Source organism: Pseudomonas sp. WS 5146 (genome assembly GCF_012985495.1).
GTDB classification, from domain to species: Bacteria; Pseudomonadota; Gammaproteobacteria; order Pseudomonadales; family Pseudomonadaceae; genus Aquipseudomonas; species Aquipseudomonas edaphica.
The window spans coordinates 153,750-176,509 of sequence record NZ_JAAQWL010000006.1; the positions used below are offsets into that span (position 1 = coordinate 153,750).

The 22,760-nt window shown below is 57.8% G+C and carries 24 protein-coding genes, 1 tRNA gene and 2 pseudogenes; 10 read left to right on the forward strand and 17 right to left on the reverse strand.

The window, feature by feature from the left end:
* Complete coding sequence (locus HBO41_RS17370) at positions 1–447, forward strand: N-acetyltransferase (RefSeq protein ID WP_099547684.1); 447 nt, start codon at positions 1–3, stop codon at positions 445–447.
* Between the two features lie 35 nt (positions 448–482).
* Here the strand turns inward: HBO41_RS17370 and HBO41_RS17375 are convergent, their stop codons facing one another.
* Complete coding sequence (locus HBO41_RS17375; RefSeq protein WP_017139021.1) at positions 483–722, reverse strand: DNA-binding protein; 240 nt, start codon at positions 720–722, stop codon at positions 483–485.
* Between the two features lie 81 nt (positions 723–803).
* Between HBO41_RS17375 and HBO41_RS17380 the strand changes: the two genes are divergently transcribed.
* The 6 genes and pseudogenes from HBO41_RS17380 to HBO41_RS29530 form a co-directional block, all read left to right on the forward strand.
* Positions 804–1,169, forward strand: coding sequence for a helix-turn-helix domain-containing protein (locus HBO41_RS17380; RefSeq protein WP_099547685.1), 366 nt, complete (start codon positions 804–806; stop codon positions 1,167–1,169).
* Between the two features lie 151 nt (positions 1,170–1,320).
* Positions 1,321–1,962, forward strand: a complete 642-nt coding sequence (uvrY, locus tag HBO41_RS17385) for a UvrY/SirA/GacA family response regulator transcription factor (protein WP_003190387.1) — start codon at positions 1,321–1,323, stop codon at positions 1,960–1,962.
* 1 nt (position 1,963) lies between these two features.
* The gene (uvrC, locus tag HBO41_RS17390; protein ID WP_017139022.1) at positions 1,964–3,787 is read left to right on the forward strand and encodes an excinuclease ABC subunit UvrC; all 1,824 of its coding nucleotides are present in this window, start codon (positions 1,964–1,966) and stop codon (positions 3,785–3,787) included.
* Positions 3,788–3,819: 32 nt separating this feature from the next.
* Positions 3,820–4,380, forward strand: a complete 561-nt coding sequence (pgsA, locus tag HBO41_RS17395; protein WP_099547687.1) for a CDP-diacylglycerol--glycerol-3-phosphate 3-phosphatidyltransferase — start codon at positions 3,820–3,822, stop codon at positions 4,378–4,380.
* Between the two features lie 63 nt (positions 4,381–4,443).
* A tRNA-Gly gene (locus HBO41_RS17400) sits at positions 4,444–4,519 on the forward strand.
* A 167-nt stretch (positions 4,520–4,686) separates the two neighbouring features.
* Positions 4,687–4,920, forward strand: a pseudogene (locus HBO41_RS29530) (phage integrase central domain-containing protein); the annotation flags it as partial.
* A gap of 266 nt (positions 4,921–5,186) precedes the next feature.
* Here the strand turns inward: HBO41_RS29530 and HBO41_RS17410 are convergent.
* Positions 5,187–5,582: a RidA family protein gene (locus HBO41_RS17410; RefSeq protein WP_169987111.1), complete on the reverse strand. Its 396-nt coding sequence runs from the start codon at positions 5,580–5,582 to the stop codon at positions 5,187–5,189.
* Between the two features lie 141 nt (positions 5,583–5,723).
* Between HBO41_RS17410 and HBO41_RS17415 the strand changes: the two genes are divergently transcribed.
* Positions 5,724–6,638 (forward strand): LysR family transcriptional regulator, encoded by a 915-nt coding sequence (locus HBO41_RS17415; protein WP_169987113.1) that lies wholly within the window; start codon positions 5,724–5,726, stop codon positions 6,636–6,638.
* Between the two features lie 30 nt (positions 6,639–6,668).
* Here the strand turns inward: HBO41_RS17415 and HBO41_RS17420 are convergent, their stop codons facing one another.
* The 15 genes from HBO41_RS17420 to HBO41_RS17490 all read right to left on the reverse strand — a co-directional run bounded on the left by HBO41_RS17420 (position 6,669) and on the right by HBO41_RS17490 (position 20,766).
* Positions 6,669–7,106: a hypothetical protein gene (locus HBO41_RS17420; protein WP_017139026.1), complete on the reverse strand. Its 438-nt coding sequence runs from the start codon at positions 7,104–7,106 to the stop codon at positions 6,669–6,671.
* Entirely contained in the window at positions 7,087–7,854 is a 768-nt protein-coding gene (locus HBO41_RS17425) for an SDR family oxidoreductase (RefSeq protein ID WP_099547690.1), read from the reverse strand. The genes HBO41_RS17420 and HBO41_RS17425 overlap by 20 nt, the downstream gene beginning before the upstream one ends.
* An 8-nt stretch (positions 7,855–7,862) precedes the next feature.
* The gene (locus HBO41_RS17430) at positions 7,863–8,633 is read right to left on the reverse strand and encodes an SDR family NAD(P)-dependent oxidoreductase (protein WP_017139028.1); all 771 of its coding nucleotides are present in this window, start codon (positions 8,631–8,633) and stop codon (positions 7,863–7,865) included.
* A gap of 1 nt (position 8,634) precedes the next feature.
* The gene (locus HBO41_RS17435; RefSeq protein WP_017139029.1) at positions 8,635–9,783 is read right to left on the reverse strand and encodes a hypothetical protein; all 1,149 of its coding nucleotides are present in this window, start codon (positions 9,781–9,783) and stop codon (positions 8,635–8,637) included.
* Between the two features lie 13 nt (positions 9,784–9,796).
* Positions 9,797–11,002, reverse strand: coding sequence for an AfsA-related hotdog domain-containing protein (locus HBO41_RS17440; protein ID WP_169987114.1), 1,206 nt, complete (start codon positions 11,000–11,002; stop codon positions 9,797–9,799).
* On the reverse strand, positions 10,999–11,529 hold the full coding sequence (locus HBO41_RS17445; protein ID WP_099547692.1) for a DUF2867 domain-containing protein: 531 nt from the start codon (positions 11,527–11,529) through the stop codon (positions 10,999–11,001). Before HBO41_RS17445 ends, HBO41_RS17440 begins: the two co-directional genes overlap by 4 nt.
* A gap of 13 nt (positions 11,530–11,542) precedes the next feature.
* Positions 11,543–12,136 carry an NAD(P)H-dependent oxidoreductase gene (locus HBO41_RS17450; RefSeq protein WP_017139032.1) on the reverse strand — a complete coding sequence of 198 codons (594 nt, stop codon included), beginning with the start codon at positions 12,134–12,136 and terminating at the stop codon, positions 11,543–11,545.
* 139 nt (positions 12,137–12,275) lie between these two features.
* Positions 12,276–12,851 carry an acyl-homoserine-lactone synthase gene (locus tag HBO41_RS17455; RefSeq protein WP_169987116.1) on the reverse strand — a complete coding sequence of 192 codons (576 nt, stop codon included), beginning with the start codon at positions 12,849–12,851 and terminating at the stop codon, positions 12,276–12,278.
* A gap of 159 nt (positions 12,852–13,010) precedes the next feature.
* The gene (locus tag HBO41_RS17460) at positions 13,011–13,727 is read right to left on the reverse strand and encodes an autoinducer binding domain-containing protein (RefSeq protein ID WP_017139034.1); all 717 of its coding nucleotides are present in this window, start codon (positions 13,725–13,727) and stop codon (positions 13,011–13,013) included.
* A 194-nt stretch (positions 13,728–13,921) separates the two neighbouring features.
* A complete protein-coding gene (locus HBO41_RS17465; protein ID WP_169987118.1) occupies positions 13,922–14,914 on the reverse strand; it encodes a LacI family DNA-binding transcriptional regulator in 993 nt (330 codons plus the stop codon).
* 82 nt (positions 14,915–14,996) lie between these two features.
* Positions 14,997–16,466 (reverse strand): sucrose-6-phosphate hydrolase, encoded by a 1,470-nt coding sequence (locus HBO41_RS17470; protein WP_080593801.1) that lies wholly within the window; start codon positions 16,464–16,466, stop codon positions 14,997–14,999.
* Positions 16,467–16,495: 29 nt separating this feature from the next.
* A complete protein-coding gene (locus HBO41_RS17475; RefSeq protein ID WP_169987120.1) occupies positions 16,496–17,641 on the reverse strand; it encodes a sn-glycerol-3-phosphate ABC transporter ATP-binding protein UgpC in 1,146 nt (381 codons plus the stop codon).
* 27 nt (positions 17,642–17,668) lie between these two features.
* Positions 17,669–18,511 (reverse strand): carbohydrate ABC transporter permease, encoded by an 843-nt coding sequence (locus HBO41_RS17480; protein ID WP_017139038.1) that lies wholly within the window; start codon positions 18,509–18,511, stop codon positions 17,669–17,671.
* On the reverse strand, positions 18,508–19,470 hold the full coding sequence (locus HBO41_RS17485; RefSeq protein ID WP_099547696.1) for a carbohydrate ABC transporter permease: 963 nt from the start codon (positions 19,468–19,470) through the stop codon (positions 18,508–18,510). The genes HBO41_RS17480 and HBO41_RS17485 overlap by 4 nt, the downstream gene beginning before the upstream one ends.
* A 21-nt stretch (positions 19,471–19,491) precedes the next feature.
* A complete protein-coding gene (locus HBO41_RS17490; protein WP_026013843.1) occupies positions 19,492–20,766 on the reverse strand; it encodes an ABC transporter substrate-binding protein in 1,275 nt (424 codons plus the stop codon).
* Positions 20,767–20,930: 164 nt separating this feature from the next.
* On the opposite strand from HBO41_RS17490, the gene HBO41_RS17495 reads away from it, so the two are divergent.
* Both HBO41_RS17495 and HBO41_RS17500 read left to right on the forward strand, forming a co-directional pair.
* The gene (locus tag HBO41_RS17495) at positions 20,931–22,496 is read left to right on the forward strand and encodes a carbohydrate porin (RefSeq protein WP_017139041.1); all 1,566 of its coding nucleotides are present in this window, start codon (positions 20,931–20,933) and stop codon (positions 22,494–22,496) included.
* A 22-nt stretch (positions 22,497–22,518) separates the two neighbouring features.
* Positions 22,519–22,732, forward strand: a pseudogene (locus HBO41_RS17500) (helix-turn-helix domain-containing protein); the annotation flags it as partial.
* Between the last annotated feature and the right edge of the window lie 28 nt (positions 22,733–22,760).

The window sequence follows — 22,760 nt, forward strand, 5'->3', positions numbered from 1 at the left end:
ATGGCTTTTCACCTGCGCGCGGCGACGGACCGCGACCTGCCATTCGCACGAACGCTGACCCATGAAGCCATGAACCGCTATTACCTGCAGTACGATTTGTTGTGGTCTGACCATGGCTTTGACGTCGCCTGGGCTTCGCGTGAAAACTGGCTGATTTGCCAGAATGAAACCGTGATGGGGTTTATCAGCGTGAATCGTGACAGCCAGGCACTCTATATTCGCGAATTACACCTGCTCGAGCGCTGCCGCAAACAGGGCGCTGGCAGTTGGGTGTTACAGCAGATGGTGCTAAAGACGTGTGCGCAGGGCTTGGGCCTTTTACGCTTGACGGTGTTCAAGACCAACCCGGCGAGACGCCTGTATCAGCGCCAAGGGTTGAGTATTGTCGGGGAGGAGGACTGCTTTTGGCGCATGGAGCGCGAGTGTCGGGCGGCTGTCGTGGACTAAATCAGGCACGCTGTAGGAATAAGCGCATACTGCGCTCAGGACACACTGCTTGGATTAAGGTGTTGAGCGACGCGTTCATCCACGATAATCCCTTCTTTCATGCCCAGCAGCACCGCTACTTTATGGGCTTCCCCACGCCGTCCCTTTTTACGCCCAGCAAGCACTTGATACGTGGTGGCCGGATCAACGCCATGTTCACGTGCGAACGCTTGAACTGACTTTCCTTGATATTCCAGCCAGGCCTTGGCTTGTGCAGCGGTACGGATTCCGGGCATAGTTCAAAACCGTTCAAGTTTGTGTAATACGAGATGAATGTGTCACCTCTTGGGGTGTGCCAGATAGGATCATACATCCAAATGAGTGGAATCGGTTCGCGTTTGCGGCAAGAAAGAGAGCGACTTGGCTTGTCGCAAAAAGCATTTGGTGAAATTGGAGGGGTTGAGGCCAATGCCCAGGGTAAATATGAAAATGGGGGCCGGGCGCCTAAAGCCGACTACCTGTCACGGGTAGCCGAAAAAGGTGTGGACATCCTGTATGTGTTAACCGGCAACGCCACCCCGATTCAATTGGAAAACCTCAGCCAGATAGAAGAAAAGGTCCTCGGTGATTACCGCGCCATGTTCAAGGAAGACCAGGATGCAATCCGCCGCCTGACGTCTACCCTGGCCGAACATTCGGCTGCGTCGAATGGGAAAAGCAAACCGCAACCCCAGGATTCCTGACCTTTTACCCAGGAAATAGCGCTGCTTGTCATCCGACGGGCCGCCGCATCGCGTTGAAACTCTATATATATGACGCTAGCAGCTAGGTCTGCGCCTTGGTTTTTTGCTAAGGTGTTCAGCAACCTATAAGACCATATCGCGAGGTGTCTGCTTGATTAGGGTGCTAGTAGTCGATGACCATGATCTCGTTCGTACGGGCATTACACGAATGCTGGCTGACATCGATGGCCTGCAAGTAGTCGGCCAGGCTGAATCGGGGGAGGAATCCCTGATCAAGGCTCGGGAGTTGAAACCCGATGTGGTTTTGATGGACGTCAAGATGCCTGGGATTGGCGGTCTTGGTGCCACCACCAAATTGTTGCGCAGCCATCCGGACATCAAGGTCGTGGTGGTCACTGTGTGCGAGGAAGATCCGTTTCCTACACGGCTTCTGCAAGCTGGGGCAGCCGGTTACCTGACCAAGGGCGCAGGCCTGGCCGAGATGGTGCAAGCCATACGCCTGGTATTTGCCGGCCAGCGCTATATCAGCCCGCAGATTGCCCAGCAGTTGGCGATCAAATCGTTCCAGCCTACCAGCGACTCGCCGTTTGATGCGCTGTCGGAGCGGGAAATCCAGATCGCCTTGATGATCGTCGGCTGCCAGAAAGTACAGACGATCTCCGACAAGCTGTGCCTGTCGCCCAAAACCGTCAACACCTACCGCTATCGTATTTTCGAGAAGCTCGCCATCAGCAGTGATGTTGAGTTGACCCTGCTCGCGGTACGCCACGGCATGGTGGACGCCAGCGCCTGACATGACCACACCGTTTGATCCAAGTGCCTTTCTCTCAACCTGCAGTGGCCGCCCTGGCGTGTACCGCATGTTCGACAGCGAGGCACGCCTGCTTTACGTGGGCAAAGCCAAGAACCTGAAGAACCGCCTGGCGAGCTACTTTCGCAAGGCCGGGCTGGCGCCGAAAACCGCCGCGCTGGTGGCGCGTATCGCCCAGGTTGAAACCACCATCACCGCCAATGAAACCGAGGCGCTGCTGCTGGAGCAGACGCTGATCAAGGAGTGGCGGCCGCCCTACAACATCCTGCTGCGTGACGACAAATCCTACCCCTATGTGTATTTGTCCGACGGCAACTTCCCGCGCCTGAGCATTCACCGAGGCGCAAAGAAGGCCAAAGGCAAGTATTTCGGCCCGTACCCGAGCGCCGGTGCGATCCGCGAAAGCCTGAGCCTGCTGCAAAAGACCTTTTTTGTGCGCCAGTGCGAAGACAGCTTCTACAAAAACCGCACGCGGCCGTGCCTGCAATACCAGATCAAACGTTGCAAGGCACCCTGTGTCGGCTTGGTTGAACCTGCTGAATACGCCGAAGACGTGCGCCATTCGGTGATGTTCCTCGAAGGACGCAGTAATGCCCTCACCGATGAACTCTCCGGCGCCATGGAGCAGGCCGCCAGCACCCTGGATTTCGAACGGGCCGCTGAGTTGCGCGACCAGATTTCGCTGTTGCGCCGCGTGCAGGACCAGCAAAGCATGGAGGGTGGCAACGGCGACGTCGATGTGATCGCTGCATTCGTCAACCCGGGCGGCGCCTGTGTGCACCTGATCAGCGTGCGTGGCGGGCGAGTGTTGGGCAGCAAGAACTTCTTCCCGCAGACTGGTATCGACGAGGAAGTGGCCGAAGTCATGGCCGCCTTCCTTGGCCAGTACTACGTCAGTAGCCCCGAGCGCGACTTGCCGTCCGAACTGATCGTCAACGTGGTGCATGAGGACTTCCCCACGCTGATCGAGGCGATCCACGAGCTGCGCGGGCGCGAGCTGGACATCAGCCACCGTGTACGCGGTACCCGCGCGCGCTGGCAGCAACTGGCGGTGACCAACGCCGAACAGGCCCTGGGCGCGCGTCTGGCCAATCGTCAGCACGTTGCCGCACGTTTCGATGCCCTGGCCGAGGTCCTCAACCTCGACGAGCCGCCCCAGCGCCTGGAGTGCTACGACATCAGCCACTCCAGCGGCGAAGCCACCGTGGCTTCCTGCGTGGTATTCGGGCCGGAAGGGCCGATCAAGTCCGATTACCGGCGCTACAACATCGAAGGCGTCACCGCCGGCGATGACTACGCCGCCATGCATCAGGCGCTCACGCGGCGCTTCAGTAAGCTCAAGGACGGCGAGGGCAAGCTCCCCGATATCCTGCTGGTAGACGGCGGCAAGGGCCAGTTGTCCATGGCCCGTGACGTGCTCAACGAACTGGCCGTGCCCGACCTGATCCTGCTCGGCGTAGCCAAGGGCGCCACGCGCAAGGCCGGTTTCGAGACGTTGTACTTGAATGATGCCGCCCATGAGTTCACTTTGAAGGGCGACTCACCCGCATTGCACCTGATCCAACAGATTCGTGACGAAGCCCACCGTTTTGCCATTACCGGCCACCGCGCCCGCCGTGGCAAAACCCGGCGAACCTCAACCCTGGAAGGGGTGGCGGGCGTTGGCCCGACGCGCCGTCGCGACTTGCTTAAACATTTTGGTGGCTTGCAGGAGCTATCCCGTGCCAGCATTGACGAAATAGCCAAAGCCCCCGGTATCAGTAAAAAGCTCGCAGAATTGATTTATGCAAGTCTGCACAGCGAATAGAATGCCTTCTCACCTCGTAGCCAGTTGTGCCGATGAATATCCCTAATCTGATCACCGTTCTACGCGTCCTGCTTATCCCGATTTTCATTTTGTTGTTCTATTTGCCCTACGAATGGAGCTACGCCGCCTCCAGTTCGGTGTTTGCCTTCGCTGCCGCAACCGACTGGCTCGACGGCTACCTGGCGCGCCGCCTGGAGCAGAGCACGCCATTCGGCGCGTTCCTTGACCCTGTGGCCGACAAACTCATGGTCGCCGTCGCCCTGGTCCTGCTGGTGCAGGAACATGGCAACCTGTGGCTGACCCTGCCGGCCGCCGTGATCATCGGCCGCGAGATCGTTGTCTCGGCCCTGCGCGAGTGGATGGCCGAAATCGGCGCCCGCGCCCACGTGGCCGTCTCCAACATGGGCAAATGGAAAACCGCCGCGCAAATGCTTGCGCTGGTGATTTTGCTGGCCAACCCATCGGACTTCTCGATTTGGGTTCTTATCGGTTACGCCTTGCTGCTCATCGCCGCCGGCCTGACCCTGTGGTCCATGCTTCAGTATTTGCGCGCCGCCTGGCCGCATCTGCGTACCACCGTTGAAAAGAAATAAAACTTTTTTGAATCAAGGGGTTGACGGGGGTTCTGGATTCTATAGAATGCACACCACCAAGACGCGGGAATAGCTCAGTTGGTAGAGCACGACCTTGCCAAGGTCGGGGTCGCGAGTTCGAGTCTCGTTTCCCGCTCCAAAATTTGATCCACAGATGTCCACTGGACGCTGGGATCCACGAAATAGACGCTTAGGCGTCTTTTTTCGTTTCTGCGGAAAACTACTGGAATCCAGGGCAATCCGGTACGTTTAAGTATCGTTTTAAGTACTGTCTAACCGACAGACTCGAATTCGTATTGTTGCTGGATCCCCTCAGGTCGCCAAACCACCCTCTCGCAAATCCTCAGGGTCTTCAAAAAAGACATTTTGCCGACCCTCGCTGAACGTCCTATCAAAAGCATCACCCGCCATGACCTGCTGGCCATTCTCAATACCATCGAACAACGCAAAGCCTTCATCATGGCTGAAAAATGCCGAACCTGGTTCAACCAGCTGTTTCACTATGCCCTGGTAAAGGTCGAAGGTATGGAACTCAATCCCCGGTGACGAACACCCCTATCTACTGATGGAGCATTCTTCCTGATTTGGTTTGCGAGCTGCGTCGAGCTGTTGGCTTCCTAGAGACGATATGGTGCCTCAAAACCTAGACAAATACCCCCATGGCCGAATCGTTATAAACATGTGTTTTCACACAGCCTGGCCAGAAGCAGGCGATGACATCAGGCATAAACCGACCGGGAGCGGAGGGTCACTTCAGAAAAAACAAGAGGGTTCCCTTTGTCGGTCGGAGAAGGCCTGAGCTGAGTTTATGGGGATAGTTTGGCAATCACCTTGATCTCGAAGTCGAAGCCGGACAACCAGGTCACGCCGATAGCGGTCGCCGTCGGGTAGGGCGCTTCGCCCCAGTACTCGGCCGCTACTTCCCAGATTGTTTCGAATGTTGAGTCGGGGTCGACCATGAAGATGGTCGTGTCCACCACATCCTCGAAACTACTGCCGGCCTCGGCCAGGATCGCGTTGAGGTTGGCGAAGGCCAGGCGAACCTGTGCCGCGAGGTCTGGCTCGGCCGAGCCATCCTTGCGGCTGCCGACCTGACCGGATACGAACAGAAAACCGTTGGCGCGAATCGCCGGTGAGTAGCGGTGGAGCTCGTACAGTGCATGGCGGTCAGGCGGGAAAACGACATCACGTTTGCGGGTCATTGCATACCTCCTTCGGGGGCCATCGCGGCCCGCTGTTTACGATGGAGCCAGTGTAAAAAGACGAGCGACCTGAATAAACGCGCAACGCTGGTCATGACTGTTTGTAGAATCCAAACTATCCAGATCCGAGTGAGGCGTGAAATGGACCGTTTCGATGCAATGCAGGCCTTTGCCCGAGTGGTGGAAACCGGCAGCTTCACCAAGGCGGCAGCCACCCTGCACATGAGCAAGACCACCGTGACGCAGCTCGTTCAGCAACTGGAAGCGAGGCTGCGTGTGCGTTTGCTCAACCGCACCACACGCAAGGTCAACGTCACCGCCGACGGCGCGGCCTACTACGAGCGCGTCATCCCGCTACTGGTCGATATGGACGACGCCGAGACCAGCCTGTCCAGCGCGTCGATGACACCGCGCGGGCGGCTGCGGGTGGATGTGCCCAGCCCGCTGGCGCGAATGCTGCTGATACCCGCCTTGCCGGGGTTCTTTGCACGCTACCCGGAAATCCAGCTGACCGTGGGCGCGAGCGATCGCATCGTCGATATCATTGGCGAAAACGTCGACTGCGTGTTGCGCGGCGGCGAGATCACCGATCAGTCCCTGGTGGCAAGGCATGTGGGCGATCTGAACATCGGCATGTATGCCGCGCCCGGCTATCTGCAGCGCTTCGGTATGCCGGCGCACCCTCGTGAGATGGAGGAGGGCAGGCACAGTACCGTTGGCTTCCTCTGGTTTCGTATCGGCAAATCCTTGCCCTACGCGATGCAGCGGGGTGAGGAACGCATTGAGGCCCAGGGTCGCCCGCAACTGACGGTCGACGACGGTAATGCGTACCTCGCCGCCGGCCTGGCTGGCCTGGGCATGCTTTGGCTACCGCAGTACATGGCCAAACCGCACCTGGTCAGCGGCGAGCTGCTGCCGCTGTTTGAGGACTGGCACATGGCGCCAATGCCGATGTATCTGGCATTCCCGCCGAATCGCCACGTCAGCGCCAAGGTGCGGGTATTTATCGACTGGGTAATAGAATTGATGGCCGAGCATGCGCCGGTGGTTAAGTGAAACAGGGCCCACAATGGGGGCCCGGCAGGATCAGGAAGAGCGGGCCCCTTGTTGGGTGGGTTTGGCGACGTTGCGCTCGAATAATCCGTGGGAAAACTCCAGTACCGCCAGCACCAGTTGAACGGCACCCAGCACCAGCAAGAACGGCGAAGCGCCACCGCTGACGGCCACTACCTGCAATACCACTACGATCACGCGTAGCAAGGCGCTGAGACGGGCGTGTTCGCGTGTGGGGGCTCGCCAACGCACAAAGCCCCACACGAGATATGCCCACGCACCGATGTTGAGCAGGAACATGGCCGTGGGGTCGAGCGTCGAGAAGGGGCTGTCGAAGCCCAGTTGATGATCGAGCCATTGGATCAGTGAATAGGCCCAGATGGACACCACCGGCAAGGCGAATGGAGCCATTGCAAGGACGTCGTATGCAGCGCCGACGCGTACGATTTTCTCATGTGTGGATTGGGTCATTGCGAGTCTCCTCCTGGAGTGGCTGGTTCAACAAGTCACGAATTTCTTGGAACTCTCCCGATTTCAGTCCATTACGATGGCGCTCGGCCAAGACGTAGGCGATATGCCCAGCGCGGGACTCGGCGTCGACGATGTAGCCGGGAGTTGCCGCTCGTTGTCGCAGCGCGACAAGGTCGCTGAAACGCTCATCCGCCGCCATGATGGTTCGTGCCACCGTTGTTTGGACGTTGCAGAGCCCCAGAACGGCAAAGAAGGTGTGTGGGTTTTCCAATTGATAGATTTTTGCCAGGGCGTTCAACGCCGCCTTGGATACCGAATATGAGAGCATCCCTGCACGTTGGCGCAGTGCCGAAATCGATGATGAGAAGACCACGGTACTGGGGGGCTGCGTCGCACTCAGCATAATGTCCAGGACCATTTTCACGGCGCCCAGGTTGAGCGCCAAGACGCTATTGAACTCCTGCATCGAGGTCTGCGTGGCCAGTTGGGGCGCGCTGCCGAACCTTCCCGCATTCAGGTAGACGGTCTCTACCGGGGTAGGGGTGCGCGATAGCAACGCCTGCAAGATTGCCGGCGCGCGCTCGATATCGGTCAAATCGCACCGCAGGAAGTGGAAGCGCTCCTGTGGCGGGATATTGGCCGCAGGGCTTCGTGACACCGCGAGCACTTCGTCGCCCCTGGCCAGGTGATAGCGCGCCAAAGCGTTGCCGATACCGGTGCTTACACCGGTGATCAATATGCTAGCCATGATTGCCCCTAGAATTTGCCGATGTGATAGCCGCCATCGGCGCTGAGCACCGTGCCGGTGATGTAGCTGGATCTCTTGCTCAGCAAAAACACGATCGCATCGGCGATTTCCTCTGGCTGGGCAAAGCGCTTCATGGCCGTCACGTCAAGCTTGCGCTGGGTGTTTTCCGGGTGGGCAGCCAGCCGTTCCGGAGAGTTCATACCTCCCAGTGTCGGCCCGGGCGCTACGGCGTTGACGCGCACGGCAAAGCGGGATTCGCTGTCGCAGGCATTTTCCATGGCGGCGACCTGCGTCAAGGCATTGAGCGCTGTCTTGCTGGCGACATAGGCCGCCTGATTGGCCATGGGCATCACGCCAGCGCACGAGGACACGTTGACGATCGCTCCATTGGGGTACTGGCTGATCAATGCCAGTTCTTTTTGCAGGCAGTAAAGGGGGCCATTCAGGTTGGTGTGGATGACCCTGTTCCAGTCCTGCGGTTGGATTGTTGCGATCGGCGCGTAGGGGGCGGTAATGCCTGCGTTGTTGATTGCATAGTGCAACCGATCAACCTCGCCAGCCACCGTCGCGAATGCCTCGGCTACTGACGTTTGCGACGCCACATCGCAAAAGATGAACTGCGCCGAAGCACCCAGTATCTCCAGAGCGGCGTCAGCCTTTTGCTGGTTCCTGCTCATCAGGAACAGCCGTGCGCCTGCTTCGGCCAGTTGCTTTGCCACCGCCAGGCCGATGCCGCTTGCACCGCCGGTAATGACGATGTTCTTGTCTTTAAATTCCATGTTATTGATTCCCGTAATGGATGTGAGCAGGACGCTTGTAATGCTCATTTACACAGCAATACACCCGATCGAGTTGCGGATTGCTCTTGTCCCGAAAGCAGTTACCGTCAAACCGGCATTGCTGGACCTGATCCTCGTGGCCGGCGAGCGACTTGCTGATCAGGTCGTTATCGGCAAAAAGGGCCCGGCTCATGCCGATCAGGTCGCAGTGACCAAGCCGCAGTTGATCTTCTGCCTCCTGCAGGGAGCCAATGAAACCGGCATAGCCGACCGGGAGCGAGGTGAACGACTTGATCAGGCGTACCCCTTCGACGAACTGTCGCTGAATTGTCGGATGGGCAGTAAGCATGTAGCGGAAGGTTTCCTTGATGGTGATCGAGCACATGATTGCCGACGTCCCCGCGTCCGCCAGGGCTGCCACCACGTCCTCGAGCAGTTCCGGTTGCTGCCCTCTGGCGCCCAGACAATCATCGATGCCCAGGCGCACGGAAACCTCCAGGTCTCCAGCGGTAACCCTATGAATGCGGTCGATGACTTCCAGCAGGAACCGCGCTCGCTTGATGGGGCTTGCGCCATAGGCGTCACGGCGATGGTTGGTCCAGGGCGACAGAAAACTGCTCAGCAGATAGCCGTTGGATGCCTGAAGCTGGACCATCCTGGCACCGGCCTGCCTGGCACGCAGAGCCGCTTGGGCAAACTGATCGCAGACAGCGTCGATGTCCTCGACACTCATCTCTACCAATAGATCGGCGCCGCTGCTGGCGGATAACGCACTGCGGCTCGGGCAAAGCAGCGGTTGGCCGCTGATCTGCGTGCCGCCTTGGGCTCCGTAATGCTGAAGTTGCACCACCACTGGGCAGTCCCGCTGGCGACCGTACTCCACCAGCGGCACGAGCTTTTCCAGGTTGGCATCGCTGTGCAGGCACAGGCCACGCGCATGCAGGCGCGTGGAAGGCGCTATGGAGGAGTTGCCCAGCACCACCATGGCGCAGCCACCGTCGATCACATGTTTATAGAAGGTGAGCATTTCCTCGGACAGCGAACCGTCCGAGGTGGCCAGGTCGATGCCCATCGGGGCGAAATACAAGCGGTTTTTCAGCGAAACGCTCTGGCCGATCACCAGTGGGCGTTGTGATATCTCATAGCTCATGGGCGCACGATCCTCATGCCACGATTTGCTCGTGGGCGAGAGAGGCAGGTGAAGGGGCAGCGGCAGCGGCCCATTGCATCTGCCCGGCAAAGAAGCAGTGGCACTTGATCGTTTCACGCAGTTCGCTGGCCTGGTTCTTGGACAGCTTGCCGAACACCAGCACTCGCTGGTCGGACTCGCTGGTGGAGCAGCTCGAAGCAACTGGCAGACTGAGGAAACCACCCCCTTCGATGTAGAGCGATACGGTACTGACGGTGCTCCAATCGATGGCCCCGCCTTGATGAGTCACCAGCACTCCCAGTACCGAGAGCAGGCTCAGCCTGGCTTGCAACACGCTATCGGCGTGATGCACGAGGATGTTCTTGGGCAAGCGATCAGAAGGGGCAAACCAATGATCCTGAGGGTAGTTCAACGAGCGCATGCGTTTGAACAGCGGTAACTTGATCACTGCGCCTTGTAGCCAAAGACGCGACACCAGCCGACCGTTCTGATAGAAGTTCGCGCACTTGTCGATGGACTTGGGTTGTGATCGCTTGAGGCCCTGGGCCTGCTGCACCACGACTTCGACTTCATAGGCCGATTCGGTGTAGGCATTGAAGGAAATGCGCAAGTCTTCGATAGAAATGGAAACTGCGCCGCGTTGGTGTCCCAAGTAGTTGTAGACGTAGTGGTACATGGCTTGCCTGGCCACTTCGATCAACATCAGGCCTGGTACATGTTCGTGCTGCTTGTTGTAGAAGTAGTAATTCTTGGTGTCGTTGATCAACAGATAAGACCCCTGCCTGGCCTTATCCCACTGCGCGAGCGCTTCAAGGCATTCGATCATGCGTAATACCTGGTCGGCCGGTATTTCGGTATCACCGCCCTGAAAATGCTGGGCCAGGTAGCGTTGGGCCTGCTGGGGAATGAATTCAGCCGTGAGGATGAAGTGGTCGCCGCACTCGGTATAGAAGTCAGTCAGGCGGATCTCGAAGGTGGAGAGTGTGCTCGCCTGCTGCGCGCTGATGGTCAAGGGCAGATAGCGCAGCACATACTGGCCATCTTGCGCACGGTACAGGGCCTTGAACAGGGCCTGATCCTGCGCGTTGCCAGCCAGTATTTCGGCACCGATCGGAGTGCTGAGAAAACTGGGCAGAAGCAGCCTTGGTCGAGCGATCAGGACATCCTTGGATGTGTCTTTGTGCAACAGATGAGGGTCAATCGAGTCTGCGCTGTTCATGAGTTGCGATCTCCAAGTGAGCGAGTTGGGGAATGTAGGGGGAGGTGGGACAGTAAAAGCTTGATGATGAGCCCATGCACCGGCGCCACCGGCAGCATGTACAGGCGGCCGAACGTGTTGAAGGTCTTGACGGAGGTGGTGATATGCAGGCAACGCGGTTGCGCGAGTGTTGCATCGATCGAGACCATGACCGCCAGATGGGTATCGCGTGAGGTCAGTACCAGCTTCTGTGCGCTGATGGCCTCGATGGTGAAGAAATCGAGCTTTTCGCCGACCGTCGGGACGCACTGTGGTGTGACGCCCGAGAACCCGCCGATCCTCTCGACGTGAAAGTGCTGGGAGATGCTGTCGCGCAGCCTGAACGCGCCTTTGAGCCAGGCGGGCGTCGCGGCCGTCATTTGGCAGTACAGTTCGAATACCGTGGATTCGGTGTCGATGATCGCGCTGGCCGAATGCAGAAAATTCAGCTCATGGTGCGCGGCCACCAGGCTGGCGCACGGTGGGATCTGGTCATTTGGCGTCTTCATCCTTGATGACGCCTTATTGCAGCAGGGCGATTTGCGCCTGCTCGGCCTGCAACAGCATGTTTTCGTAGAGCTGGTCGGCGGATGCCTGGTCCTCAATGACCTGTTCGGCGACATTCCGAGCGGTGACGTCGATTGATTCGTCATCGATGAATACCGATTCGTAAATCCCGACAACAGGCAGGTAGATACCTTTGACATACGCCACCGTCTGCTGCAAAGGCCTGAGCAATTCATCCAGTGTGTAACGGTTGAACCCGCCAGCGCGGTAGCCTGTGGATGGTGCACCCACCGTGGTGATGATCATGAACTCCTTGTTCTTGAGCTTGTCGCCGCCGCGTGCGTAGGCATAGCCGGGGGTGAACACTTCATCGATCCACTGTTTCATGATTGCCGGGCAGGAATACCAATACAACGGAAACAGCAACACGATGCGGTCATGGGCATCGAGCAACGCTTGCTCTGCATGAATATCGAACCCGGTGGGCGTGACCGCGCTGGCCAGGCTATGGACCTTGACGCCACGATGGCTGATCTTGCTCATGATCGCGGTATTGACGCGGGAAACCGAGAGATCAGGATGGCCAGAAATGACAATGACGTTTTTCATGTAGGGCGCGTGTCCTTTATAGAGTCGGTTGGAATGCCGATGCAGCACTATTTAAGAGTAGGTGCCTGAGGTTGTAACCTAACCTTTTGGGGAGTCGGCTTGGCCAACTTGCCGGCAGCGGCAGGCCTTTCGTGATGCTTCAGGCCACTGCTCGATCAACAAGGCTGGGCGGTACCCTGATCCAGTTGGCCATGATCTTATGCCCGTCGATTACGGTCAGCTTGCCCTCGCAATGCGCGTCGAAGCCCGCTTTGCGCAACAATCGGGCAATCCCCGGCGGAGAGACCGTGATCAATTGGCGAACCTCGTGGCGAGCCGCGACCTTGAGCACTTCGTGCAGTAGCGCCACGGCGTTCGGCGATGACAGTGAATGGCCAGTGAAGGTCTGTTGTTGCAGGTCGACGGCGGCAAAACGGGAGATTTCCCAGATGTCTGCGGAATGAGGGAGTGCCTGGCCGCCAATCACCTGGGGGAACACCTCTCCCAGCAGATAGGGCTTGTGCGTGGGCAGCAGCCGCGCTACGCCGACGATGCGCGGGCCTTGATGGGCGATCACGTATACCGTGTCGTCGCGGTCGAATTGATCCAGTTCCTCACCGATCTCACAATCCAGATGCCATCCAAGCTTCTCGACAAATACGCGATAGCGATAGAGCAACAGGGCCTGCCACAGTTCTATCGGTAATGTAAGGCGCGTACCCGTGGTCATATACATGAGGAACCCTCGGCAAATAATCGAGGGGCTATTCGGCAGAATAATCGAATGCTTAGGTACTGCTCTTTTGGGCAGGTGTGCCGCCAAGGTGCGAGTATCATTATTGTTGTTATCACTCAGCGACCTTAACGCATCAGAGGTGCGGAACTGAGTTGTGTGTCAGACGAGCAAGCCCAGTGAAGTGGCGCGCACTACGGTAGCGGTACAGTTATGGACGCCCAGTTTCGAGCCTGCATTGCGCAGGTGAAACTTGATGGTTTCCCGCGATAGCGAGAGGATCAAACCGATCTCGTGGGCGGTCTTGCCGTCGGCTGCCCACTTAAGGACTTCACATTCGCGCCGCGACAGCGATTTTTCCTGTGGTAATTGCCAGTGCGGTGTCAGCACGCGCAAGAAACCCTGATGGGCGACCTGCACCAAAAAACGCATGTATTTTTGATTGGCGGCAAGCTCTTGGGTAGTAATAGGGTCATTGGGGCGCGCCAGTGTCAGCATGCCGCCGCTGCCGCGGCCGTCCAGACAGGATTGCGCCCAACCGTGGGCTAGTCCGACGGCGCGGGCTTCCTCCCACATCTGCGGGTTTTGCTGGGTCATTTGCTCGTCCCAGACAATCGGTACCGTCGATTTCGTGCAGTGTTGTACCGTCGGGTCCACGGCGATGTATTCGCATTGGGTATAGCGTTGTCGCCACGAAGGCAGAAAGTTGTTGCTCATCACGACCTTGGGGCGGGTGACGGGTATAGGTATTCGGATCCCATAGGCGCAATAGTCAAACCCTAGATGTTTTGCAGTGCTTACGATCCGGGTCAACAATTCAACTTCGGTTCGGGCATTGTCGATCGTGTCTAGCAAATCATCCATCCACTTCACTGTCATTCTCCTTGAATTGACCTTGTTACGTTCTATCTGCGCCGAAAATCACTTTCGGAGGCACTGATGACGCAGGGCAGTGTTGTCATGGCTGGGTTGACTGATCGGCCACAACCACGCCGAGCCAGCAATGCCTGCCCCTGTCGTGCTACCGGTAGCTGGATAACTGAGGGCGGCTTTCGCCGAATTAACTAAATCCTTTATAGCGATGTCCTGGCAACCAATGGGCAATCAACTGGCTGGGCTCCGGATACGTCGAGGGCTTCGATCAGGTGCCGGGCGGCCCTGCGCCCGATCTCGTAGTACGGCAGTTGTACCGTTGTCAGCGGTGGGATGAACAGTTCAGCGATACCGATCATGTTGTCGTAGCCGAGTACTGCGACATCGTCTGGAATTTTCAGGCCACGGCCCAACAACAACTGATAGGCACAAAAGGCAATGCGGTCGTTGCCACAGATCAGAATGTCGAATTGGGGACGACCGTCCATGATGTGCCTGTCGAGGATGGCTGCGGTTTCACCATAGGCGTCATGATCAGAAAGGTCGTATTGCAGGAGCGCGTCAGGCGCCAGCCCGAATGCCTGACAGGCGCGCTGCATGCCTTTTTGTCGCAGGTGCCAGGCCAGGCTCTTTTTGGGCAAATTGATACACAGAGGGCGCCTATAGCCCTGGCTCAGGGCGTGGTGTACCGCCCGATACTGTCCCATTTCGTCGTCTGGCACATAACTGACCAGGTGACTGTCATCGGCCAGGCAATTGGCGAGTACCAGGGGTTTGCTCTTCAAACGCTCAGGAATGCACACCTGGCGTAACCCCATGGCACTGAAGATCAGCCCGTCGGGACGGTGCGATAGCATCAGGTCGATATTCTGGTCGCTGGGCGGGTTGCTTAGCAGATTGAGGATAAAGACATTCCAGCCAGCTTGCTGCGCGGTCTGTTCGATGGACAGCAGTAACTCGACAGCAAACGGTGTTGTAGCAGTGTCCAGTGCGAACACACCGATGGTTCGACTCTGGAGGTTGTCGCCGCGAATCTTTCGCGCCGACATGCTCGGTACGAATTGCAGTTCGTCAATGGCACGACGCACCCGCTGATAGGTTTCGGGGCTCAGTTTTTCCGGATTGCTGAGCGCTCGAGAAACAGTCATCAGGGACACACCGGCCAGCTGTGCAACGTCTTTCACTGAAGTCATGCGAGGAGAAACCGGTCAGATTGACGACGAATCATGACACATGACACATGGTTTGCGCTTCTCGCGACTCCAATGATGCTGCTCATAACCATCCCGAGGCGAGAGACCATGCCCTGGAAATCGAGACACGTCCGCCACTCCCGCTTGCAACAAGCTTCACACCCAAACTACCGGGCTGTGGGTATAGGCGACTGCTGAGGCTGAAGCGCCCGTTTTCGTCGAACACCTCAATGGACGAGCGATCGAGGAACACACGCAGTGCCAGCAAGCCTTGTGTCGGGTCTATCGCCACGCTGCGCTGACCGGTGACTTGCGCACCTGAGCGGCTGCGGTCAAGGACCAGGCGCTGCAACACCGCATCGTAGTAGAGCAGGGTCTGTTCATGGCCATCGTCGCTACAGCGCAAGGCGATCCCCAAGTGCCCATCGGTGCAGTCGAGCACATCCAGGTGCACATGGATTTCCAGCCTATCGCCATTCACGTGCGGCACGTCCCGGGTTCCCTGCTCATCCCACCAGGGCGTACTCGGCAACGCTGCCTGGCGCAGAGCGGTGAGCTCCCGTGCCGGAAACATGCAAAGGCGATCTGCGCTGAGTTCAAGCTCGCGTGGCAAACCGAGCATGCCGCACCAATGATGGGCCTGGCTTGGCATCGGGCTTTCCCACATGTCGAGCCACGCCCACACGAGGCGCCGACCATCGGGGGCCAATAGCGTTTGTGCGGCATAGAAGTCGTGGCCATTATCCAGCTCGATAAACGGCCCGCCAGTGAAGTGCCACTCGTTGTCGAGTCGGCCCACGCGGTAACCCGTCTGGTACTTGTTGAGCCGTTCGTAACCTTCGGACTGCATTCCTTGAGGGGAGTACAGCAGTACATCGTGTCCGTTTAGCCGAAACAGGTCCGGGCATTCCCACATATAGCCATCACCCTCGCTGCCGCTTGCCACATAGTCGAGAAACTCCCAGGCGTGCAGATCGGTGGAACGGTACAACGGCAGCAGCGGCGTATCGCCCAGGCGTGCGCCGACAATGAGGTACCAGCAGCCATTTTCCTTCCATACCTTGGGGTCACGAAAGTGCATGATGGTGTCTTGCGGTGGGGTCTCGATGACGGCGCCATGCTTGACGAACTGGATGCCGTCAGTGCTGGTGGCCAGGCACTGAACTTGACGGATCAAGCGTTCATCCCCCACTTCTCCCAGCCAGGTGTGGCCGGTGTAGATCAGGGCCAAGGTCTCTCCACACACCACGGCACTACCGGAAAAACAACCGTCACGGTCGAAGTCTTCGCCAGGTGCCAGCGCGATGGGCAGGTGCTGCCAATGAACCAGGTCGGCACTCTTGGCGTGCCCCCAATACATAGGGCCCCATTTGGCTTCGAAGGGGTAATGTTGATAGAACACGTGGTATTCGCCACGAAAGTACACGACCCCGTTAGGGTCGTTCATCCAGCCTGCCGGGGGGGCGATATGATAATCGGGTCGATAATCCTGGATGACGCGAGACAGGCCATCAGTCAGTGCACGCTGCGCAAGGTCGAGGCAGGAAGACATTGGATCGCTGATGTTATTTGACGGCATGGTCATAGGGCCTGTACTCGGACTGCGTGCAGGGAGACATCACTGCGCGGGTTTTCAACAGTGTGGGGGGGGCGCTTCAAGGCAGTGCCGTCCTCGCCGAACAGGTGCAGGTTGTCGATGTCCAGCTGCAGCTCGACCCGATCGCCAGCCTGCCAGCCGGCGCTGACCTCACAACGACAGATCAGTGGCTCGTCCTGACCTGTTTCGAGGTGCACATACGTTTCGCTGCCAAGGTATTCGACCCCGGTCACGACGATTCCGGCGTCTGCCTCTGCCGCTTTGAGCGAAATGTGCTCGGGGCGAACCCCCAGGGTCAGCAGCGTACCCGCCGCCAGGTCGGTGCTCTCGAAGGGCAGGGTGGTCATGCCCAACACGGGGGCGTCGACCAGGCTGGTGGCTCCCGGGGCCTGCAGGCGTGCCGCCAGAAAATTCATTTTGGGCGAGCCGAGGAAACCGGCGACAAAGCGGCTTGCTGGACGCTCATAGAGTTCACGCGGTGAGCCGACCTGCTCTACGCGACCGCCGTTGAGCACAACAATTTTATCCGCCAGGGTCATCGCCTCCACCTGATCGTGGGTGACGTAGACCATTGTCGAGCCAAGTCGATCATGCAGCCGGGCGATTTCGTTGCGCATCTGCACCCGCAAGGATGCATCCAGATTGGAGAGCGGCTCATCGAACAACAAAATGTCCGGTTCGCGCGCCATGGCCCTACCCATCGCCACACGCTGACGCTGCCCGCCAGACAGTTCCTTTGGCTTGCGTTGCAGCAGTTTGTCCAACTGCAGGATTTGCGCAGTTTTCAGCACGCGCTCGCGCAGACTGGTCTTTTCAGTCTTGGCCAGTTTGAGACCAAAGCTGATGTTGTCGTAGACGCTCATATGCGGGTACAGCGCATAAGACTGAAACACCATGCCGACGCCACGCTCGCGCGGTTCCAGGTCGTTGACCCTTCGCCCGTCGATCAACAAGTCGCCGCCGCAGATGGAATCCAGCCCGGCGATCAGTCGCAGCAGGGTCGACTTTCCGCAACCCGAAGGGCCAACGAAGACCACGAATTCACCCGCAGCAATCTCCAGGCTGACGTCGCGAAGAATCCGTGCGCCGCCCAATTGTTTGTTCACATTATCTAGCTTCAATTTGATCACGATGCTGTTCCTTGTAGTTGTTGGGCATCAACCCTTTAGCGCGCCGGCAGTGAGGCCGGAAACGATTCGACGCTGGAAGATCAGCACCAGGACCACCAGTGGGACGGTGACCAGTACCGATGCGGCCATCAACAGCCCCCAAGGCAGCTCATGGGGGCTCCCGCCGGAAATCAAGGCGATGGCAACAGGCACCGTGCGTTGTGAGTCTGTAAGGGTGAAGGTCAAGGCGAACAGGAACTCGTTCCACGCGGCGATAAAGGCCAACAAACCGGTGGTGACCAGTGCGGGCCATAGCAGTGGCAACAGCACCCGGGTAAGCGTGACCCAGGGCGAAGCGCCATCCATGATTGCCGCTTCTTCCAGTTCATGAGGGAGTTGACCCATGAACGTGGTCAGCACCCAGACGGTGAAGGGCAGGGTGAAAATGGTGTAGCTCAGGATCAACGCCCAAGACGTGTTGTACAGGCCCAGAGCGCGGATCACTTCGAACAGCCCCGACAGTACCGCGACCTGGGGAAACATCGACACGCCCAGCACCATCATCAATACCGTGCCACGCCCACGGAATTTCACTCTTCCCAAGGCATAGGCGGCAGTCACACTGAGGAACAGCGCCAGCGTCACCACGCAAAGCGCGACCGTCAGCGAGTTACCGATAGCCCGCAGGAATGAGGCTTGGTGGAGTACCGTCGCATAGTTGGAAAAGTCGGGATTGTCGACCCAGTAACTGACCTCGAACAAAGCGCTGGACGGCTTTAGTGACGTCACGATGGCGTAATAGAAAGGGAAGACCGCATACAGCAACAAAACCCCGATCAGGCACCAGAACCCGAAGCGCAACAGCGCTTTTTTGAGTAAGCGCAGGCTCATGCTCGAACCTCCATTTGACGGCGTCCGAGGTAAAGGTAAAGCATGGCGATTACCGCAACGACCAGAAACAGCAGAGTCGAGGCCGCGCTGCCATAGCCAACATCCTGGAACTCCACCAAGTGTTGGCGGGCATAGACCGACATGCTCATGGTGCTGGAAGAGTTTGAGGTCAGCACATAGATGACGTCGAATACCCGCAGGGAATCGAGGATGCGGAAGATCGCGGCCACCAACAAGGCTGGCATCAACAGTGGAAGCGTAACGCGCCAGAACACTTTCAGCGGATGAATACCATCGACCTTGGCGGCTTCGTAACAATCGCTCGGCAACATCTGCAAGGCAGCCAGCATCAGTAGCGTGACAAAAGGCACCGTCTTCCAGACGTCGACGATGATGACCGCCCACATCGACAGATCCGCATCTGCTGTCCAGGCCAGGGGAGCATCAATCAGGCCGACGCTCAGCATCATGTGATTGATGATGCCGAACTGGTCGTTGAGCATCCATGACCAGATCTTCGCCGAGACAATGGTAGGAATTGCCCACGGAATCAGAATCAGCGCACGCACCAGGGAGCGGCCGGTGAACTTGGTGTTCAGCAGCAACGCCACCAGCAGCCCCAGGACGACTTCCAGTCCCACCGACACCACGGTGAAATGCAACGTGTTGCGCACGGCGTTCCACCATTGTGGATCAACCAGGATGCCCGACCAGTTGGCGCCGTCGCGGGACAGATAATTGCTCAAGCCCACGAAGGATCCGCCACCGGTGTCCGCCAGGTCGGCGTCGGTCAGGCTGAACCAGAATGTCCGTAGCAGCGGCCAGGCGGCCACCAGGGCCAGACACAGCAACATCGGTGTCAGAAACAGCCAGGCAGCGCGTATTCGGCGACGCTCTATGGGGGTTTCCCTGATGAGCAGGCGCTCATCAGGGCAGGCATGGGTAATAGAGGCAGGCATGGTGATTTTCTTCCTTGTGGCTTACCAGTTCTTGCGTTTGATGCGCGTGAGTTCGCTTTCCAGTTCGGCCAGTGCCTGATCGACAGGCAACTCGCCTGCCAGCACGCCATGCACTCGATCGAAGAACGCATTGGAGACCCGTGGGTAACGCTCGGCGGTGATTGAGGCGGGGCGCATGACCCCGTCGCTGAGAATGCTGTGGAGCTGACTGTAATAAGGCATTGACGCGAGCAATTCGGGGTCCTGATACAGCGACTCGATAACCGGGTTATAGGCGCCGATCAGGGCACGGTGTTTTTGCTCTTGAGCACTGGTGAGGTAGCTCACCAACTCTGCCGCGAGTTTGGGATGAGCGCTGTAACGGGATACCGCCAGGCCCCAGCCGCCGAGCGTGGACGCATGGCTACCGGTCATGCCGCCTCGGGGCAGGGGAGCAACCCCAACCTTGTCCTTGACGACACTGTCCTGGCTTTGCACCAGGGCCCAGACATAAGGCCAGTTACGCATGAACAACGCATTTCCCGACTGGAATACGCCACGTCCTTCTTCCTCGGTGTAGTTGAGTACGCCGCGTGGGGAGATGTCGCCTACCCAGCTTTTCGCCAGGGCCAAAGCAGTTCTTGAGGCCTGACTGTTGACCACGATCTCTCCGCGTGGATTGACCAGCCCGCCTTCCGGTTGGCTGCTGATCCACTCCAGCGCATTACACGTCAGCCCCTCGTAAGCGCGTCCCTGGAAGATATAACCCCACGCATTGGCGTTCCCGGCGTTGCGTTCAGCCTGTTGAACCTCCCTGGCGGTAGTGGTCATTTCCTCCCAGGTCTGGGGAACCTGCTTGTTGTACTTCTCGAGCAAGTCCTTGCGGTAATACAGCAGGCCCGAGTCGGTGAACCACGGCATCGTTACTAGCCGTCCATTCACAGTCGCGTTATCCACCTGTGCCTGGAAGTAGCCTTGCGTCGCATCGGCGGGCAGCACGTCGCGCAAATCCAGCAGATGTTTGGCCAGCATCCCGGGCCACACCATATCGATTTGAATGATGTCGATGTCAGTGGACTGCGCGCTGAGAATTTGTTGGTAGAACGACAACCTCTCGGTCGCCGAGTTAGGCGTGGAAACCACTTGGACGTTGTGGCCGGTCTGTTTGGACCATGCCTCGACTGCCTCTTTGCAGAGTTGCAGCTCCGCACCCACCGCGCCGCACGAGATCGTCAAATCGGCTGCGTTCGAGACGGATGGAAGTCCGACACAGAGGGTGAACAGTGCGGCAGGAAGAAGAGATTTCAGATGTTTCATTGATCACCCTTTATTTTTGTTTTTAGAGAAGTTAACGTTAACACGGCCAAATGTATCAGCGTATTTGCGATAAGACATCCTTTTTTCGCCAATTGGAACAACTCGCAACTCACGCAAAAAAGCCCGGTTGCGGGAGCAAACAATAAAAAAATAGGAAATCCACCATGCGGAAAGGATCAAACTGGCTACTTGCAGGTGTGCTCGGCACATCGGCGGCAACCTCTCAGGCCATGACTCTGGAAGAGCGCATGGCCGCGTTTGAAGCCCGTGCCAGCGCAGCAGAACAGCGTGCAGCCGCGGCTGAACAGCAGACCCAAGCACTTGCCAGGGAACTGCAGCAGATCAAACTCGCCACACCTCCCTTGCAGCCCGCCGCGTCTACAGCGAAAGTCATTGCGGAGCCTGCTTTGGACACCCGGGTGGCGAAACTCGAAGCCCGTCAGCAAAGCCTGGAGAAAGAGGGCAATACCGGACACCTCACGGATGGGTTCAGCTTCCACGGCTATGCCCGCTCTGGATTGCTGGTCGACGAAGGGCTTGGTGGTGGCCGTGGTGGCCCTTATACAACGCCGGCCGGCTCGGTCGGTGGCGCAGTCGGGCGACTCGGTAACGAGGACGACACCTACATGCGTATAGACCTGTCGAAAGAAATCTATGCGCAAAACGGTACCCGTTCCAAATTCACGGTCTCCATCGCCGACGGGGTGGAAAGCTCCAATGACTGGACGGCCGACGAGAGCAAACTGAACGTACGCCAGGTGTTCACCGCGCTCGACCATGTGGCGGCGTTCAAAGGGAATTCAGTGTTCGAGAACGCCACGCTGTGGGCAGGCAAGCGATTTGATAGAGATAATTTCGATATCCACTGGTTGGACTCTGACGTCGTCTACCTGGCCGGCACCGGCGGTGGCATTTACGATGTGCAGATGAACAAGAATTGGCGCTCCAATTACTCCTTGATTGGGCGTAGCTACGGGGATTTCAGTCAGGGCGGTATTAATGCCAATGTGGAAAGCTACATCCTGACCTCCAACCAGTTCTTCGAGGAGGGTCAATGGCAGTGGATGTACAACGCCATCGGCGCAAAGAAAAACGATTTCGGTACCCGCACCAATAAGGCAGGTTTGACGCCTGCGAATTCCGGCTTGCACACCATGTTGGCCAATCACCAGAAAAACTTTTTCGGCAGAGAAGGCTTCTTCAAAACCGCGCTGCTCTATGGGCAAGGCCTGGGGGCCGAGGTCAAGAACGTTGGCTCGGACGGTGAACTGATTGACGACGCCCGCGCTCTGCGTCTTGCACTTTACGGTGAGACGCCTATTGCGCCTGACTGGCGCATCGGGCCCAGTTTGCTGGCCGAGCAGAGCAAGGACAGATACGTCAAGGGTGACGACTACCGCTGGCTAACCCTCAACGTGCGATTGGCTAACCAAATCAACAGCAACTTCGAGATGGCCTACGAAATGAGTTGGCAAACCATGAAGCTCGACCCCAAGGGCTATCTACAACGTAATGCGGTCGACGGTAACTTCTGGAAATTCACTGTCGCCCCGACATTCAAACTTGACGTTGGAGATCTTCTCACACGCCCCGAATTGCGAGTGTTCGCAAGCTTCATGAACTGGTCTTCGGATCTGGACAGATTCAGTACCACAGACTCCTTTGGCATGACGGACTTCCACGCTGGAGGCGTATGGCAATACGGCATACAGATGGAAACCTGGTTTTAATATTTGAACGCGTCCGGCCAACCGCCTTCAGCGCACCTGTCGGCTGTTGTCGCAAACAGAGATGTCGGCTGCAGACATCTGCTTTGAAGTTGGCTATGAAGACCTCTCTAACTTCAACAGACACTTTCGCATCGAAATGGAACAGACACCGAGCGAATATCGTCGCGGAACAGGCGATGACGTTATTCAATCGAAACGGTGCTCATCAATCCCTGCCTTTCACCAAAGCGCATTGAGTAAGTGATTACCGGTCGAAGCTGATCA

Bases quoted from the DNA above. Each gene is read 5' to 3' on its own strand.
- HBO41_RS17380 (WP_099547685.1), top strand. From the start codon at position 804: ATGAGTGGAATCGGTTCGCGTTTGCGGCAAGAAAGAGAGCGACTTGGC.
- HBO41_RS17490 (WP_026013843.1), bottom strand. From the start codon at position 20,766: ATGAAACATCTGAAATCTCTTCTTCCTGCCGCACTGTTCACCCTCTGT.
- HBO41_RS17450 (WP_017139032.1), bottom strand. From the start codon at position 12,136: ATGAAAAACGTCATTGTCATTTCTGGCCATCCTGATCTCTCGGTTTCC.
- HBO41_RS17420 (WP_017139026.1), bottom strand. From the start codon at position 7,106: ATGACCCAATCCACACATGAGAAAATCGTACGCGTCGGCGCTGCATAC.
- HBO41_RS17375 (WP_017139021.1), bottom strand. From the start codon at position 722: ATGCCCGGAATCCGTACCGCTGCACAAGCCAAGGCCTGGCTGGAATAT.
- HBO41_RS17370 (WP_099547684.1), top strand. From the start codon at position 1: ATGGCTTTTCACCTGCGCGCGGCGACGGACCGCGACCTGCCATTCGCA.
- HBO41_RS17425 (WP_099547690.1), bottom strand. From the start codon at position 7,854: ATGGCTAGCATATTGATCACCGGTGTAAGCACCGGTATCGGCAACGCT.
- pgsA (WP_099547687.1), top strand. From the start codon at position 3,820: ATGAATATCCCTAATCTGATCACCGTTCTACGCGTCCTGCTTATCCCG.
- HBO41_RS17435 (WP_017139029.1), bottom strand. From the start codon at position 9,783: ATGAGCTATGAGATATCACAACGCCCACTGGTGATCGGCCAGAGCGTT.
- HBO41_RS17480 (WP_017139038.1), bottom strand. From the start codon at position 18,511: ATGAGCCTGCGCTTACTCAAAAAAGCGCTGTTGCGCTTCGGGTTCTGG.
- HBO41_RS17485 (WP_099547696.1), bottom strand. From the start codon at position 19,470: ATGCCTGCCTCTATTACCCATGCCTGCCCTGATGAGCGCCTGCTCATC.
- HBO41_RS17455 (WP_169987116.1), bottom strand. From the start codon at position 12,851: ATGTATATGACCACGGGTACGCGCCTTACATTACCGATAGAACTGTGG.
- HBO41_RS17495 (WP_017139041.1), top strand. From the start codon at position 20,931: ATGCGGAAAGGATCAAACTGGCTACTTGCAGGTGTGCTCGGCACATCG.
- HBO41_RS17460 (WP_017139034.1), bottom strand. From the start codon at position 13,727: ATGACAGTGAAGTGGATGGATGATTTGCTAGACACGATCGACAATGCC.
- HBO41_RS17465 (WP_169987118.1), bottom strand. From the start codon at position 14,914: ATGACTTCAGTGAAAGACGTTGCACAGCTGGCCGGTGTGTCCCTGATG.
- HBO41_RS17440 (WP_169987114.1), bottom strand. From the start codon at position 11,002: ATGAACAGCGCAGACTCGATTGACCCTCATCTGTTGCACAAAGACACA.
- HBO41_RS17430 (WP_017139028.1), bottom strand. From the start codon at position 8,633: ATGGAATTTAAAGACAAGAACATCGTCATTACCGGCGGTGCAAGCGGC.
- HBO41_RS17445 (WP_099547692.1), bottom strand. From the start codon at position 11,529: ATGAAGACGCCAAATGACCAGATCCCACCGTGCGCCAGCCTGGTGGCC.
- HBO41_RS17415 (WP_169987113.1), top strand. From the start codon at position 5,724: ATGGACCGTTTCGATGCAATGCAGGCCTTTGCCCGAGTGGTGGAAACC.
- HBO41_RS17410 (WP_169987111.1), bottom strand. From the start codon at position 5,582: ATGACCCGCAAACGTGATGTCGTTTTCCCGCCTGACCGCCATGCACTG.
- uvrC (WP_017139022.1), top strand. From the start codon at position 1,964: ATGACCACACCGTTTGATCCAAGTGCCTTTCTCTCAACCTGCAGTGGC.
- HBO41_RS17470 (WP_080593801.1), bottom strand. From the start codon at position 16,466: ATGTCTTCCTGCCTCGACCTTGCGCAGCGTGCACTGACTGATGGCCTG.